Below are 14,363 nucleotides of genomic sequence, written 5' to 3' on the forward strand. Positions count from 1 at the left end.
CTCATCCAAATGTTATTTTTGCGCGATATTCACACGAATTGCAGCAAAGAATATCCAAGCAATGCCCCATTTTGATGGAAAGAGTTTTGCCAAAATGACGAAAAGGTTTGCAGGAAGGAAAAATATCTTACATTCCGACATGCCCTTATTCGGGTTTGCTGACAGCGCTGACATTGCTGCCGCAGTGGAATGTCTTCCATTTCCCGCCAGTCGCGCAGAACGTGCGTACGGCACGCGCCAGAATGTCTGCCCGGCGTTTCGCAAGGACTTCGGCTGCGCGCCGACCGGGCCGCGCAACCTCAGGGCCGATACGCCGGGGCAGCCCGTCTGATCCAACCGTCCTCCCCTTTTTCCCGATAGACCGACCATGGAACTACGCCAACTCCGCTACTTCGTCCGCGTCGCCGAGCTCGGCAGCATCGGCCGCGCGGCGCGCGATCTCGGCGTGGTCGGCTCTGCCCTCAGCCAGCAGATCAGCCGGCTGGAAAGCGAACTGGCCACCCGCCTGCTCACCCGCACCTCCACCGGCGTCGTTCCCACCGAGGCCGGCACCGCCTTCCTGCGCCAGGCCCGGTTGACGCTGCGCCACGCCGACCAGGCCGTCGCCGCCGCGCGCGAGACCCGGCTGTCGGGCATGGTCAGCGTGGGCTTCGCCCCCACCACCGCCTCGGTGCTGGCGCGCCCTTTCCATACCGCGATGACCCAGCGCCACCCCAACGTGCGCCTGCACCTGGTCGAGGGCCTGTCCGGCAACCTGGGCGACCTGCTGAACGGCCGCAAGCTGGATCTGGCGGTGCTGTTCCAGAACGACAGCGGCGGCCAGGGCCGCGGCCTCATCCCGGTGCTGGACGAGAAACTGTTCCTGCTGGCCCGCCGCGGCCTGTTCGCCGTGCCCGACGGCGAACCCACCACCCTGGCCCAGCTCGCCCCCCTGCCGCTGGCCGTCACCAGCAAGGCGCACGGCCTGCGGGCCTGGGTCGAGGCCGCCTTCGACCGCGCCGGGCTCGAACCCTGGATCGCCATCGAGGTCGACGGCATGACCACGCTGATGGACATCGTGCAGGCCAACGCCATGGCCACGATCCAGCCGGGCGCGGCGGTGGCGCGCGTCGAGGCGGGCCTGCTCACCATGCATCCCATCGACGATCCCTACCTGTACCGCCGCAACTCGGTGGCCTGCATGAACGACGAAGAACTGTCGCCCGCCGCCCTGGCCGCCCGTTCCGTGCTGGTCGACGTGATGCGCGGGCTGGTGCGCCAAGGCGGTTGGCCCGGCGCCACCCTTCTGGATTCGTGAAGGCCTCATGCCACATCGTGGGCTAGCCGCCGCCCGCCGCCGCCCGTAGAGTCTGTCCGCATCAACGCCGCGCCCATGCGGCACTTCTCGGATGGTGATGTGATGGAACAGACCCAACGCCCCGGCGTTCTGAAGATTTCCTCGATGCGGCCGCATTGCTCGCCGCAGGAATGGACCGCGCGCGTGAACCTGGCGGCCTGTTACCGGCTGGTCGATCTGTACGGGCTGTCGGACATGATGGCCAACCACATCTCGGCGCGGGTGCCCGGCGAGGACAACGCCTTCCTGATCAATCCGTACGGCATGATGTACGAAGAGATCACCGCCTCCAGCCTGATCAAGGTGGACCTGGACGGCACGATCCTCGCCAAGCCCGATTTCGGCGAGCTGGACTACGGCATCAACAAGGCGGGCTACGTCATCCATAGCGCCATCCACGCGGCGCGCCACGAGGTGGACTGCGTGATCCACACGCACAGCTGGGCCTCGATGGCCGTGGCTTCGCTGGAATGCGGGCTGCTGCCCATGACCCAGACGGGCATGCGCTTCCTGAAGATCGCCTATCACGATTACCAGGGCGTGGTGCTGGACACGGCCGAGCAGGCGTCGCTGCTGGAGGACCTGGGCCACGGCGAGGCGCTGCTGCTGCGCAACCACGGCGCGTTGACGGTCGGCCGCACCATCGGCGAGGCCTTCAACTGGATGCACCGCCTGGAACTGGCCTGTCGTTCGCAACTGGCCGCCATGGCCACCGGCGCGAAGCTTCGGGCCGTGCCGCCCGAGGTGCTGCAGGAAACCTGGAACAACTACCAGCCCGGCACGCGCCGCCCGTACGGCGTGATGGAGTGGCCGGCGCTGCTGCGCAAGCTGGACCGCATGGATCCCGGCTTTCGCGACTGATCGCGCGACGCCACACGCACCGATTGCATGAATCGACCGGCGCGCCAGACGCCGGCATTCCGACGTCCAACGACGACCATCCCAAGGAGGAGACATCATGAGACTCGCCCGAGCCTTGCTTGCCGGCGCGACGCTGGCGGGCGCCTGTGCGGCCCTGCCCGCCGCCGCGGCCGACTACCCTGCCCGCCCCGTGAAAGTGGTGGTGGCCTTCTCGCCCGGCGGCACCACGGATACGCTGACCCGCAGCGTGACCAACATCCTGTCCAAAAAGCTGGGCCAGCCCTTCATCGTGGAGAACCGGCCCGGCGCCGGCGGCAATATCGGCACCGAGTACGTGGTGAAGTCCGAGCCGGATGGATATACGCTGATCGTGAACTCGGTGGGACCGATCGCCGTCAACCCATCCTTGAACAAGCTGCCGTACAACCCGCTGACCGATCTGCTGCCGATGGCCCAGATCGCCACGGTGCCCAATGTCCTGGTCGTGCCGCCCGACTCGCCCGTGAAGGACATGAAAAGCTTCCTGGCCTACGTGAAGACGCGCAAGAACCTGAACTACAGCTCGACGGGCGTGGGCACGTCCTCGCATCTGTCGAGCTACATGCTGATGGACCAACTGGGCGTGCAGGCCACCCATGTGCCCTACAAGGGCGCGGATGCCATCAACGACCTGCTGGCCGGCCGCATCGATTTCATGTTCGCGACCATCCCCTCGGTGATCGGCCAGATCCGCGCCGGCAAGCTGCGCCCCCTGGCCGTCAGCACCCTGCGGCGCTCCACCGCCCTGCCCGACCTGCCCACGGTGGCCGAGTCCGGCTTTCCGGGGTTCGATGCGGGGTCCTGGTTCGGCTTCTTCGCCCCCAAGGGCACGCCGCGCGCGGTGGTCGACCGCATCAACCACGAAGTCAACGCGGCCCTGCCCGCGCTGCGCCAGCAGATGCTGAGCGAAGGCGCCGAGCCCGTGAAGGGATCGCCCGAGCAGTTCGGCGCCTTCATCAGGACCGAATACGAGAAATGGGCCGTACTGGTGAAGAAATTCGATGCCCCCGCCCAATAGCGCCATCCGCCTGCTGTGCTCGCCCGCCGAGGCCCCGCGCCTGCGGCAGGCGCTCGAACGGCCCGGCATGCCCGGCTGCGTGCTGTGCCATCCCGAACCCGGCCAGCCCGCGCGGGCGGACGCGGCCTTCGTCTCGCGCGACATCACGGGGCGCTCGACCAAGTTCGCCATCACGCCCGAGACGGCCGTGTATTACGAGGCCATGCGGCATTCGGCGGACCTGCGCTGGGTGCACATCCATTCGGCGGGCGCGGACCGCGAGATCTACCAGGCCCTGCATGCCCGCGGCGTGACGGTGACGACGTCCCAGGGCGCCAGCGATGCCGTGGTGGCGCACACCGCGCTGGCCGGCGTGCTGGCCCTGGCGCGCCGGCTGCCGCTGTTGGCGCGCGCGCAGCAAGCGCGGCAATGGCAGCCGCTGATGGAGGAACTGACGCCGCGCGACCTGAGCGGACAGCACGCGGTCATCGTGGGCTGGGGCGGGATCGGGCAACGCGTCGGCGAGCTGCTGCGCGCGCTGGGCATGACGCTGTCGGTGGCGCGCCATTCCGCCACGCCCGTCGAACAGGCCCGGCACACGGTGGACTATGCCCATCTGCCCGGATTGCTGCCGGGCGCCGACTGGCTGATCCTGGCGTGCCCGCTGACGCCCGCCACCCGGAACCTGATCGACGCCAGCGCCCTGCGTGCGCTGCCCGGCCACGCCATGCTGGTCAACGTATCGCGCGGGCACGTCATCGACGAACCGGCAATGATCGAACGATTGCAGGCCGGCCTGTTGGCGGGCGCGTTCCTGGACGTGTTCCAGCAGGAACCGCTGCCGCCGGAATCTCCGCTCTGGAGGCTGGACAACGTGATCGCCAGCCCGCACAGCGCGGGATTCTCGGACGGCAATGCCGAACGGGTGCGGCAACTGTTCCTGGACAATCTGCGCCGCTGGGCCACGCACGAGCCCTTGCGCAACGTGATGATGGGCTGACGTGGCGGCTTGGCGGACCGGGCCGCGAGCCCGCCGGCATGCCGGGCTATCGTTCGTCGAAGCGCACCGCGGCCACGCGGCGCGCCAGTTCGTCTATGTCGGATGCATTCAACGCCTGCGCATGCACACGGGCGGCCTGGCCGAGCCGCTGCAGGTGGCGGCCCTGCGAACGCGCATACAGCGGGTCGTAGTGCAAAGCCATCATGTCCTGGAACAGCGGCGCCAACTGGCGCGCCATGGCCCAGTCATGCCAGCGCGACAGGGTATCGTTGGCCTGCGTGCCCTTCAGCGCCGCGATCTTGCCGGCCAGGGCATCGGGATCGTCCCCCAGCCACGCATAGTCGCGCAGCAGGAACGCCAGCCGCGCCTGCACGGGCGCCACGATCTCGACCACCGGACTGGCGCGCAGGCGATTCAGCAATGCTTCCGGCAAGGCCACGCGGCCGATGCGGCGGCTCTCGGCCTCGACCCATACCGGCCGGGCCGGATCCAGCGCCGCCAGCGCCTCGTACAGCCGCGTTTCGAAGGCCTTCTGCGAAGGCTGCTCGACCCCTGGAATCGCGCCCAGCACCGAACCGCGATGCGCGGCCAGGCCCTCAAGATCCAGCACCTGCTCGCCCTGGCGCGCCAGCGCATGCAGCACGCGGGTCTTGGCGCTGCCCGTCGGACCGCACACCACGCGCAGCGCCAAGGCCCGCGCCAGCACGTCGTTGCGCGCGATGACGTGGCCGCGAAACGCCTTGTAGCCGCCCTGCAGTTGCTGCGCATCCCATCCCACCAGCCGCAGCCAGGTGACGAAACTGCTGCTGCGCAGGCCGCCGCGCCAGCAATAGACCAGCGGCCGCCAATTCTGCGGCTTGTCGTGGAACTGCTGCTGGATGTGCCGGGCGATGTTCTGCGCCACCATGGCGCCGCCGATGCGCCGCGCCTCGAAGGCCGAGGACTGCACGTAGGTCAGGCCGACGATATGGCGTTGCTCGTCGTCCAGCACCGGGCAATTCAACGCGCCGGGCACGTGATCCAGCGCGTATTCAGCGGGCGAGCGCGCATCGATGATGGCGTCGAAGCGCGGCATGTCGTGGACGGTAGTAGGTTTGTAGCTCACGCGGATGGCCGGCGGGACGGGAAGTCAGGCGCCCGCGCGGCGGCGGACACTATAGCCCAGCCGCCAACGAGATCGTTTTCATGCAGCGTGGCCATCACGTTGCATCATCCAGTCGCGCGAGGTGCGGAACAGGTCGTGCAGCGTGTGTTCGGGAATGGTTTGCAAGGTGTGCGCGGGCGCGTACGTCAGCATGGCCAGCAGTTGCGCGGAGCCCGGCGGGCCGGCATACACGGCATCGGGCATGGCCGCCTGCATCTGCTTGAGCGCCACGGGCAGGGCCCGCGCGGCCAGGCGATCCACGCGCACGGCCCTTTCGATGTCGTCCAGCAACCGCAAGGCCTCGCGTCGCGGGCGGCCCCGAACCCAATGGCGCAAGGCCCAGGCGGTGGCCGTGACGGCGCACAGGGGCACCAGGATAAGCAGCATCCACTGCCAGGCAGGTAATGCCAGCAGCACTGCGGGGTCGAACAGCTGCGCCAGCAGCTCGGCGAATCTGTTCATCGCACGTTCCTTGGCTTCAGGTGGCGAAGAAAAAACGTAAAGCATATTCAAGGGGGAGCTTGGCACAAGCCGGCAGGAAAAGGAATCCCGGCAAGCCCCCGGTCAGCCAATTCGACACGCATTTTTCGTCGCGAAATGCTTTCGCATACTCATGCTATGAAAATCCGGCCCATGGTTATGCGGAATCCTCCAGTGCCATGGCGCCGCCTCGACGGAAGCCGTGCCCGCGCTAACCCGCCCTGCCACGATGCCGGCCTCAGACTGGCCCGCCCGCCTGCTTCCAGGCCTCGGCCAGCAACGCCGGCAGGCTGGTCTCGGCGATGTCGAAGGCAATGTCGCCGCTTTGCCCATCGAACAGGATCTCGACGCGGTAATAGCGCCGGTCGCCGCCGGCCAGCGGGCCGGCGCGCGAAGCCGCCTCGCCCAGCGCGTCGCACAGCGCCTGCCTGCGCGGCGGATCGCAGTCCCGCAGATCGATATCGCGAGCCCGCGCCAGGGCGGCGAGATACGCCACGCCGCCTTCGCGGCGCAGCCGGATGCCGGTGGCCGTGTCCAGTGGCGGCAAGGCGATCATGGCAGCACGCCCACGTCGGCCCAGGCACGCCGCACGGCTTCCCGCACGCGCGCATCGCTGGCCGTGACCACCGTCAGCCGCGCGAAGGACACGAAATCGGCCCGCGGCGGCAATTGTCCGCCCGTCAGCGCGCGATACCAGACCTGCCCCGCGCCCTGCCAGGCGGGTCCGCCCAGGTTCCGCGCCGCCAGATGGAAAGCCCGGTTGGGAATGCCCGAATTGATGTGCACCCCACCGTTGTCTTCGTCGGTGTCCACGAAATCGCGCATGTGCCCCGGCTGCGGGTCGCGGCCGATCAGGGGATCGTCGTACGCCGTGCCCGGCTCGGACATCGACCGCAGGGCCCGCGCGTTCACCGCCGCGGTGAACAGGCCTGCCCCGATCAGCCAATCGGCCTCCTCGGCCGTCTGCCCTGCCGCGTGCTGCCGCACCAGCGCGCCGAACACGTCGCACAGCGACTCGTTCAAGGCGCCCGCCTGACCTTGATAGACCAGCCCGCCCGAGTGGTCGATGATGCCGTGCGTCAACTCATGCGCCACGACGTCCAGCGCGATGGTGAAGCGGTTGAATATCTGGCCGTCTCCATCGCCGAACACCATCTGCGCGCCGTTCCAGAAGGCATTGTCGTAGTCCTGGCCGTAATGCACGGTGCCCACCAGCGGCAGGCCCCGGCCATCGATCGAATCCCGGGCGTGCACCTGGCGGAAATACGCATGCACCGCCCCCAGGTGATCGTAAGCCTCGTCCACCGCGGCATCCGCGCGCGGCGGCTGGCCTTCGGCGCGCACCAGCTTGCCCGGCAAGGCCGTGGCATTGCCGGCGTCATGGATGCGCCGCTGGGGGGGCGCCGCGCCTTCCGTCCGCGCCGCTGCCGACGCTCCCGTCGGCGACAGCGCCACCGACGAGGCGCGCAGGCTGAGCTGCCGCGCATCGAGGTGCAAGGTGTTGGCGGCGCCGCAGGCCACCCGCCCGGCGCCCTGACGGGACAACCGGTCCAGCAGATAAGGGGGAATCAGGCAACGCGGCAAGGGCTGGGGCGCGATCACTGGCATGCAAGCTCCTTTTCCTGGTGGAACACGAGAATGGACGATCCCCGCAGGCCCTCTCCGACAAGCTGTACCTGCCCGGCGGGATTTGCCATAATGGCGCCGCCCGTGCCGCCGAGCCGGGCGGTCCTGAGGCCGGCCTTCCGGCCATGCCGCCAGCAGGTCCCAACCGACTCCAGCGAGAACCTTCATGCGATCCGACGATACCGGCAAACTGATCCTGCGCCTGAGCCTGGGCATCCTCATCCTGCTGCACGGCCTGTCCAAACTGAGCACGGGCGTCGGCGGTATCGCGGGCATGCTCTCCCAGCACAATATCCCCGGCTTCGTGGCCTACTTCGTCTACGTCGGAGAGATCCTGGCTCCGCTGCTGCTCATCCTGGGCATCGCCAGCCGGCTGGGCGGCCTGATCATCGCGATCAACATGGTCGTGGCCATCATGCTGGCCCATTCCAGCCAACTGAGCGGCATGACCGCACAAGGCGGCTGGGCGCTGGAACTGCAGGGCATGTTCCTGTTCAGCGCGCTGGCCGTCGCCTTCCTGGGCGCGGGCCGCTTTGCGCTGGCGGGCGCCAACGGCCGCTGGAACTGACGCGGGCCGGCACGCCGCCGGCTGCGAATCACGGGGTCGCTCGGGCGGCCCCGTTTGCTTGGCGCGGCGCATGCACGCTGCCCATGCCATGCGCCGTCAGCGTCCGTAGCGGGACGTGCCGCCCGGCCTGGACGGCACCACGGGCACCGCGGGCGCGGGCGTATACGAAGGCAGCGCCGAGGACGGGCTCGCCGGCGCCGAGGGCCGGCTGGGCCGCGAAGGCAGCGTGGGCGCCGACTGCGGCGACGGCTGCACGGGCACGGCGCGCGGCGGCTGATAGATCGTCACGCCCAATTCGCCTGGCTGGCGCGGAATGGGCGGCAAGGCGCGGTTGCCGCCGGGCGGCGCCATGTAGGCGGGCTGGTTGGTCGAATACACGCGGCCCGGCGTGGCGCCCGAGGGCTGCGCGGCGGGCGGCAGCACCTGCGCGGCCGCGGTGCCGGCCATCCCGGCCAGGACCACGAGGGCGGTACCGACGAGGCAATGAGCGATGTGCATGGATTGTCCTCCTGCAAATGCGCCAATCGATCCGGTGGGCATGCCGCTCGCCGTACCGGTGATATGGCGCAGGGTCGGGCGGCGATACCGGCGGATTCAGCGCCTGGACAGGTGTAGCGTCCGCCAAAACGCCCGCGCGCGTCAACCGCGCCGCCGTAAGCGGATGTACAGCCGGTGGGATGCATGATGGCACTGGACCGCACCCGGTTCAATCGCTATAACTGGTCGGGTTCGGCCTGACGCCGTCCGGAGATCCCCATGAAACGCCATCTGATTGCCGCCACCTTCGCCGCCGCGCTGGGCGTGGCCGCCGCCGCGCATGCCGCCCTCGATGTCGGCGCGCCGGCGCCCGATTTCACCGCCCAGGCGGCCCTGGGCGGCCAGCCCTTCACCTTCAAGCTGCACGAGGCGCTGGCCAAGGGGCCGGTCGTGCTGTACTTCTACCCCGCCGCCTTCACGCAGGGCTGCAGCCTGGAAGCGCGCAGCTTCGCCGACGCCATCGATCAGTACAAGGCGCTGGGCGCCACCGTGGTGGGCGTGTCGGCCGACGACATGGAAACCCTGAAGAGATTCTCGATGGCCGACTGCGCGGGCAAGTTCGCCGTGGCGGCGGACGCCGACCGCAAGGTGATGCAGCGCTACGACGCGGCCCACGCGCGCAATCCCGAGCGCGCGCAACGCATCTCGTATGTCATCACGCCTGACGGCAAGATCCTGTACGAATACTCGGACATGAACCCCGATCATCACGTCGCCAACACGCTCAAGGCGCTGCGCGACTGGAAAGCCGGGCACGGCTGAATACGCGGCCGCCCGGTGAAAGGCGCCGGCGGGCAGCGGCCTCCCGCGCCGTTCTCACGCCTCGATCAGGGCAGCCGTTCCCGCGCGCCTCCGGCCGGACGGGGCCGTGACAGACGGCGGACAGGATGCGCGCCGGGTCGGTCAGGCATTGAAGGGCCACACGGGAGGGTGCGTGCCCGGCGGTACCGAGGGCCGCTCCCAGCGGGCCGGCGTCTCCGAGAACTGTGCGCTGTGGCGCACGGCCTCGAGCAGGCCGAACCCCGAGGGCTCGGCATACACCAGATGATCGATCGGCGGCATCGGACATGCCAGTCCGTCCCGCACCCGGCCCAACTGACGCACCCACAGTCCCGTACGGGCCAGCGACACCCGCACGTGCCAGCTGCCGCCCTCGATGGTCTGACGGGCCAGCGCGGCCAGCGCGCCGAAGGCCATCAGATAGCCCGACGCGTGGTCCAGCAGTTGCACCGGCAGCGGCTTGGGGCCCTGCTGCCCGGCGGCCTGGGCCTCGGCATGATTGAAACCCGTGGCCGTCTGCACCAGCGAATCGAAGCCGCGCCGCGCCGCCCAGGGCCCCTGGTGCCCGTAGGCCGACAGCGACACATAGACGATGCCGGGACGCAGCCGCGCGGCGTCTTCCGGGCCGAAACCCAGCGATTGCAGGCCGCCCGGCCGGTAGCCTTGCACGAACACGTGCGCGCGGCGCAGCAGATTGGCCAGCGCGATCCGGCCCTGCGCCGTGTCCAGGTCGGCATGCACCGACAGCTTGCCGCGGCTGGTGTCGGCGATGTTCTCGATGTTGGGCAGCTCGGGGGAATTGATCAACATCACGTCCGCGCCATGGGCAGCCAGCGCCCGGCCGCACACGGGGCCGGCGATGATGCGCGTCAGGTCCAGGATGCGCAGGTCCTGCAAGGGACGGCGCAGATCGCCATGGACCGGCAAGGGCCGCGGGTCGGCCTCGCCGATGCGCTCGATGCTGACCACCGGCTGTGCCGCGACCGCCTGCGCTTGCGGATGCGCGTCCCAACTGGCGAAGTCGCGCATGGCGGCCACCACGATGCCGGCATCGGCCGCCGCCTGCTCGAACTCGAATGAGTTCCACTTGGCCAGGGCGTGCCCGACGTCCTCGCGCGAGGTGCCCTCGCCCGTGGGGCAGCCCAGCAAGGCCAGGGCCCCGTCGCGGTGATGCGCGAAATTGGCGTGGATGCGCACCCAGTTGCCATCGCCGCAACGGTACGTGCCGCTGATCTTGTCCCAGATGTCGGGCGTGACGCCGTCGAGCTTGAAATGGCTGCGGCATTCCTGCGCGGCGTGCAGCAGGTCGACGCCGACACGCTGGCGGTGCCTGCCGCGCAGGTGCCAGATCTCGGCGGCGGCCAGCGCGGCCGCCGCGATGCTGGCCTGGGCCGCGGCACCCACCGCGAACGAGGAAGGCAACGCCGGGTCACGCCCGGTCAGGTCCACGTAATCCAGGGCCTCGGCCGGCATCCCGGCCTGCTGCCACAGGCGGTGCAAGGGATGGCCGGCATCCGCCTTGGAATGCGAAGGGCCTGAACATTGATCGAGGTCGGTCAGTGAACCCATGGGTGCCGTGTCTTCCTGTTCTGGACGCATCGTGAGCGCCCTCGATCCGATTACAGAACTGCCGCGTGACGCCGTCAAGCGGACCGGCAGCGGCGGTGTTTCATGGTTTGACGGGCGCGGGCCGCGGCGCGGCGCCCGGCCACGCACCGTAACATCCGCACCGATGTGCTTACGCCGCTACGCTTGGCCGGCCTCTCGCTCCAGGCGCCTCAGGAACACCTGCAATTCCTTGACGACCTGCGCGTCGCCGCGCGCCTGCGCCGCCTGCAAGCCGTCCAGCCAGGCCTGGCGGGCTTCGTCGCGGCGTCCCAGGCCCAGCAGCGCCTTGCCCAGCCACTTCCAGGCCACGGAATAGTTCGCGTCGAAGGCCAGCGCGGCGCGCAGATGCGTTGCGGCCTCGTCGTGATTCCCGGCCTCGGCGCAGGCCTTGCCCAACGTATAGCGCAGCATCGGGTTGTCCTGGCCTTTTGCCAGCATGCCCCGCAGGCGCTCGATCATCGGATCCATGCGTTCGCTCCCTTGCCGCCCGCCGACGGACGGACGCCTGCCCGCATCATATCGGCCTTGCGGGCTGCGTCCAGCGGTTCCAGCACGTTTCAAAGGGATGATGGCGGCGGTTTTTTCAGGCAGTCTGAGGATTCTGGTCGATCCGTCCATCGCAAGGAGCCCTCGTGCAAGCCAAACTCCTGCGCCCCGTCGCGCTCGGATTTCTCTTTCTCGTCGTCCAGAGCTGGGGACAAACCAGCCTGGCCGCCGGCACGCCCCCCTGTGGCGGCAGGTCGACCGCATCACGTGGGGCGTGACGCCCGCTGAATTGCAGCGCGCGCAGCGGCAAGGCTGGCAGGCCTATCTCGACCGCCAGTTGCATCCCGATCCGGACGCGTCTCTGCCGCCCGAGGTGCAGGCCCGCATCGACGCGCTCTCCATTTCCCAGGTCGGCGCGGCAGAGGCGTTGCGGTCGCAGACCGAGCGCCGGCGCGAGATACGCGAGCTGCCGCAGGCCGAGCGCGCCGAAGCCAACCAGGCGGTTCGCAAGGTGTCGGCCCAGCGCGCCAACGAAGCCAGCCAGCGCATGGCCTGGCGCGCGCTGTACTCGCCCAATCAACTGCAAGAGGTGATGACCTGGTTCTGGATGAATCACTTCAGTGTCTATGTCGGCAAGGGCGACGTGGGCGCGCTGCTGGGCGATTACGAAGACCGGACCATTCGCCCGCATGCGCTGGGCAAATTCAGGGACCTGCTGCGCGCCACGGCCCGCGCGCCGGCCATGCTGCAGTTCCTGGACAACGCCCGCAACGTCAAGGGCAGGATCAACGAGAACTATGCCCGCGAACTGATGGAGCTGCACACGCTGGGCGTGGATGCCGGCTATACGCAGCAGGACGTCCAGGAACTGGCGCGCGTGCTGACCGGGCTGGGCGTCGATCACGGCGAGAAGCCTGGTGGCCGGCAGGCGGGCGGCACGCGCCCGCAGGCGACGCAGGACGGCCTGTTCCGTTTCTCGGCCGGCCGCCATGACGGCGGCGCCAAGACCCTGCTGGGCCACACGATACCACCCGGCGGCATGGACGAAATCGACGGGGTGCTGGACCTTCTGGCCCGCCAGCCCGCCACTGCGCATTTCATCAGCGGCAAGCTGGCACGCTATTTCGTGTCGGACAAACCTGGCCAGGCGCTGGTCGAGCGCATGGCGCAGACGTTCCTGAAAAGCGACGGCGACATCGCGCAAGTACTGCGCACGATGTTCGACTCGCCGGAATTCGCGGCCTCGCTGAACGCCGGCAAGTTCAAGGATCCCACCCAGTACGTCTACTCGTCGCTGCGCGCGGCCTACGCGGAACAGCCGCCCATCATCAATGTCCGGCCCGCGGTCGGCATGATCGACCGGCTGGGCCAGGCAGTGGGCCGGCGCATCACCCCGGATGGCTATCCCCTGGGCCAATCCGACTGGTCGGGGTCGGGCCAGATGACCACGCGCTTCGAGGTCGCGCGCCAGATCGCCACGGGTGGCGCGGGGCTGTACCGGGAAACGCCCGACGCGGCACCGCCCAAGCCCCCTGTCCTGCCCAGCCTGCTGGACGCATACGGCGCGGATGGGCCCTACGCCGGCCTGTCGTCCGCCACGCGAACCGCCATCGAGCAGGCGCCCAACGTGCGCGAGGCGAACACCTTGCTGCTGTCCTCGCCGGAGTTCATGCGCCGCTGACCGCCGCGCATCCCGCCAGCCCAGATACGGAGCCCAGATCATGGACCGACGCCGTTTTCTAACCCACGCCGCCGCCGCCCCCTTGCTGCTGCACGGCGCCAGCCTGCATGCCGCGCCAGCCACCGATACGCGCCTGCTGGTGGTCTTCATGCGCGGCGCCTACGACTGCGCCAACCTGCTGGTGCCCGCCACCAGCGAGTTCTACTACGAATCCCGTCCCAACATTGCCATTCCCAAGGACCAGGCACTGCCCCTGACCGACGGCTGGGCGCTGCATCCCGCGATGGCGCAGAGCCTGATGCCGATGTACCAGCGCGGCGAACTGGCCTTCGTGCCGTTCGCGGGGACCGACGACCTCAGCCGCAGCCATTTCGAAACGCAGAACAGCATCGAAGTGGGCCGCGCCGCCAGCGCGCGCGGCAACTACCGTTCCGGCTTCCTGAACCGCCTGTCCGAGGTGCTGTCGCGCGACAGCCGCCGCCCCGCCTCGTTCACTCGCGACGTGCCTCAGATCTTCCGCGGCGAACTGGGCGTACCCAACATCGACCTGGGCGGCGGCAGCCGAAAATCCACGTTGACCGACGACCGCGCCCGCACGTTGGCGCGGATGTACCAGGGCACCGACCTGGGCCAGTCGGTGGATGAAGGCCTGCAGATCGCCGCTCAGAGCGAGGCCATGCAGAGGGAGATGGCCCAGGCCAATGGCAAGGCGGTCTCTGCGCAGGCCCTGGCCGCGCAGGCCGAACGCATCGGCGGCTTCATGGCCGAACGCTACAACATCGGCTTCGTCGACGTGGGCGGATGGGATACGCACGTGGCGCAGGGCGGCGTCACCGGCGCCCTGGCCAACAACCTGGCTCGGCTGGGGACGGCCCTGGCAGCCTATGCGAAGGCCATGGGGCCTGCCTGGAAGAACACCACGGTGGTGGTGATCAGCGAATTCGGCCGCACTTTCCGCGAGAACGGCAACCGGGGCACCGACCACGGCCACGGCTCGGTGTACTGGGTGCTGGGCGGCACCGTGCGTGGCGGCCGCATCGCGGGCCAGCAGGTCGAGGTCGAGCAGGCCACGCTGTTCCAGAACCGCGACTATCCCGTGCTGAACGATTACCGCGCCATGTTCGGCGGCCTGTTCGGCAAGCTCTACGGACTGAACGCCAGGCAGCTGGACACCGTCTTTCCGGGTACGCGGGCGCAAGACCTGCGGTTGGTCTGACCGC

Annotated in this window: 16 protein-coding genes; 9 read left to right on the forward strand and 7 right to left on the reverse strand. The window is 68.9% G+C overall.

What is annotated here, in order from left to right; genetic code table 11:
• Positions 1 to 61: 61 nt before the first annotated feature.
• The 5 genes from A6745_RS28745 (at position 62) to A6745_RS16405 (ending at position 4,233) form a co-directional block, all read left to right on the forward strand.
• The gene (locus tag A6745_RS28745) at positions 62 to 331 is read left to right on the forward strand and encodes a hypothetical protein (RefSeq protein ID WP_156513429.1); all 270 of its coding nucleotides are present in this window, start codon (positions 62 to 64) and stop codon (positions 329 to 331) included.
• 36 nt (positions 332 to 367) lie between these two features.
• Positions 368 to 1,297 (forward strand): LysR family transcriptional regulator, encoded by a 930-nt coding sequence (locus A6745_RS16390; protein ID WP_066129323.1) that lies wholly within the window; start codon positions 368 to 370, stop codon positions 1,295 to 1,297.
• A gap of 102 nt (positions 1,298 to 1,399) precedes the next feature.
• Entirely contained in the window at positions 1,400 to 2,197 is a 798-nt protein-coding gene (locus tag A6745_RS16395) for a class II aldolase/adducin family protein (protein WP_066129327.1), read from the forward strand.
• 97 nt (positions 2,198 to 2,294) lie between these two features.
• A complete protein-coding gene (locus tag A6745_RS16400; RefSeq protein WP_066129330.1) occupies positions 2,295 to 3,254 on the forward strand; it encodes a Bug family tripartite tricarboxylate transporter substrate binding protein in 960 nt (319 codons plus the stop codon).
• Positions 3,238 to 4,233, forward strand: coding sequence for a D-2-hydroxyacid dehydrogenase (locus A6745_RS16405; protein ID WP_066129331.1), 996 nt, complete (start codon positions 3,238 to 3,240; stop codon positions 4,231 to 4,233). Before A6745_RS16400 ends, A6745_RS16405 begins: the two co-directional genes overlap by 17 nt.
• A 46-nt stretch (positions 4,234 to 4,279) precedes the next feature.
• Here the strand turns inward: A6745_RS16405 and mnmH are convergent, their stop codons facing one another.
• From mnmH to A6745_RS16425, 4 genes are all read right to left on the reverse strand, one after another.
• Entirely contained in the window at positions 4,280 to 5,344 is a 1,065-nt protein-coding gene (gene mnmH, locus A6745_RS16410) for a tRNA 2-selenouridine(34) synthase MnmH (protein WP_156513430.1), read from the reverse strand.
• Between the two features lie 72 nt (positions 5,345 to 5,416).
• On the reverse strand, positions 5,417 to 5,839 hold the full coding sequence (locus A6745_RS16415; protein ID WP_066129336.1) for a DUF4381 domain-containing protein: 423 nt from the start codon (positions 5,837 to 5,839) through the stop codon (positions 5,417 to 5,419).
• Positions 5,840 to 6,095: 256 nt separating this feature from the next.
• Positions 6,096 to 6,413, reverse strand: a complete 318-nt coding sequence (locus tag A6745_RS16420) for a protealysin inhibitor emfourin (RefSeq protein ID WP_066129339.1) — start codon at positions 6,411 to 6,413, stop codon at positions 6,096 to 6,098.
• Positions 6,410 to 7,465 carry a M4 family metallopeptidase gene (locus tag A6745_RS16425; RefSeq protein ID WP_066129342.1) on the reverse strand — a complete coding sequence of 352 codons (1,056 nt, stop codon included), beginning with the start codon at positions 7,463 to 7,465 and terminating at the stop codon, positions 6,410 to 6,412. The genes A6745_RS16420 and A6745_RS16425 overlap by 4 nt, the downstream gene beginning before the upstream one ends.
• Positions 7,466 to 7,649: 184 nt before the next feature.
• On the opposite strand from A6745_RS16425, the gene A6745_RS16430 reads away from it, so the two are divergent.
• Complete coding sequence (locus A6745_RS16430; protein ID WP_066129345.1) at positions 7,650 to 8,051, forward strand: DoxX family protein; 402 nt, start codon at positions 7,650 to 7,652, stop codon at positions 8,049 to 8,051.
• Positions 8,052 to 8,147: 96 nt separating this feature from the next.
• Here the strand turns inward: A6745_RS16430 and A6745_RS16435 are convergent, their stop codons facing one another.
• Entirely contained in the window at positions 8,148 to 8,549 is a 402-nt protein-coding gene (locus A6745_RS16435; protein WP_066129348.1) for a hypothetical protein, read from the reverse strand.
• Positions 8,550 to 8,807: 258 nt separating this feature from the next.
• On the opposite strand from A6745_RS16435, the gene A6745_RS16440 reads away from it, so the two are divergent.
• Complete coding sequence (locus A6745_RS16440) at positions 8,808 to 9,350, forward strand: peroxiredoxin (protein WP_066129349.1); 543 nt, start codon at positions 8,808 to 8,810, stop codon at positions 9,348 to 9,350.
• Positions 9,351 to 9,491: 141 nt separating this feature from the next.
• Here A6745_RS16440 and A6745_RS16445 read toward each other — a convergent pair whose 3' ends face one another.
• Entirely contained in the window at positions 9,492 to 10,937 is a 1,446-nt protein-coding gene (locus tag A6745_RS16445) for a CoA transferase (protein ID WP_066129354.1), read from the reverse strand.
• 177 nt (positions 10,938 to 11,114) lie between these two features.
• Positions 11,115 to 11,444, reverse strand: a complete 330-nt coding sequence (locus tag A6745_RS16450; RefSeq protein ID WP_082853115.1) for a tetratricopeptide repeat protein — start codon at positions 11,442 to 11,444, stop codon at positions 11,115 to 11,117.
• A 292-nt stretch (positions 11,445 to 11,736) separates the two neighbouring features.
• Between A6745_RS16450 and A6745_RS16455 the strand changes: the two genes are divergently transcribed.
• On the forward strand, positions 11,737 to 13,143 hold the full coding sequence (locus A6745_RS16455; RefSeq protein ID WP_066129357.1) for a DUF1800 domain-containing protein: 1,407 nt from the start codon (positions 11,737 to 11,739) through the stop codon (positions 13,141 to 13,143).
• 40 nt (positions 13,144 to 13,183) lie between these two features.
• The gene (locus A6745_RS16460; RefSeq protein WP_066129365.1) at positions 13,184 to 14,359 is read left to right on the forward strand and encodes a DUF1501 domain-containing protein; all 1,176 of its coding nucleotides are present in this window, start codon (positions 13,184 to 13,186) and stop codon (positions 14,357 to 14,359) included.
• The last annotated feature ends 4 nt before the right edge of the window (positions 14,360 to 14,363 follow it).

It is taken from the genome of Bordetella ansorpii (genome assembly GCF_900078705.1).
GTDB lineage: Bacteria > Pseudomonadota > Gammaproteobacteria > Burkholderiales > Burkholderiaceae_B > Bordetella > Bordetella ansorpii_A.

Coding starts and splice junctions, on each gene's coding strand:
- A6745_RS28745 (WP_156513429.1), top strand. CDS start 62: ATGCCCCATTTTGATGGAAAGAGTTTTGCCAAAATGACGAAAAGGTTT.
- A6745_RS16390 (WP_066129323.1), top strand. CDS start 368: ATGGAACTACGCCAACTCCGCTACTTCGTCCGCGTCGCCGAGCTCGGC.
- A6745_RS16395 (WP_066129327.1), top strand. CDS start 1,400: ATGGAACAGACCCAACGCCCCGGCGTTCTGAAGATTTCCTCGATGCGG.
- A6745_RS16400 (WP_066129330.1), top strand. CDS start 2,295: ATGAGACTCGCCCGAGCCTTGCTTGCCGGCGCGACGCTGGCGGGCGCC.
- A6745_RS16405 (WP_066129331.1), top strand. CDS start 3,238: ATGCCCCCGCCCAATAGCGCCATCCGCCTGCTGTGCTCGCCCGCCGAG.
- A6745_RS16415 (WP_066129336.1), bottom strand. CDS start 5,839: ATGAACAGATTCGCCGAGCTGCTGGCGCAGCTGTTCGACCCCGCAGTG.
- A6745_RS16420 (WP_066129339.1), bottom strand. CDS start 6,413: ATGATCGCCTTGCCGCCACTGGACACGGCCACCGGCATCCGGCTGCGC.
- A6745_RS16425 (WP_066129342.1), bottom strand. CDS start 7,465: ATGCCAGTGATCGCGCCCCAGCCCTTGCCGCGTTGCCTGATTCCCCCT.
- A6745_RS16430 (WP_066129345.1), top strand. CDS start 7,650: ATGCGATCCGACGATACCGGCAAACTGATCCTGCGCCTGAGCCTGGGC.
- A6745_RS16435 (WP_066129348.1), bottom strand. CDS start 8,549: ATGCACATCGCTCATTGCCTCGTCGGTACCGCCCTCGTGGTCCTGGCC.
- A6745_RS16440 (WP_066129349.1), top strand. CDS start 8,808: ATGAAACGCCATCTGATTGCCGCCACCTTCGCCGCCGCGCTGGGCGTG.
- A6745_RS16445 (WP_066129354.1), bottom strand. CDS start 10,937: ATGGGTTCACTGACCGACCTCGATCAATGTTCAGGCCCTTCGCATTCC.
- A6745_RS16450 (WP_082853115.1), bottom strand. CDS start 11,444: ATGGATCCGATGATCGAGCGCCTGCGGGGCATGCTGGCAAAAGGCCAG.
- A6745_RS16460 (WP_066129365.1), top strand. CDS start 13,184: ATGGACCGACGCCGTTTTCTAACCCACGCCGCCGCCGCCCCCTTGCTG.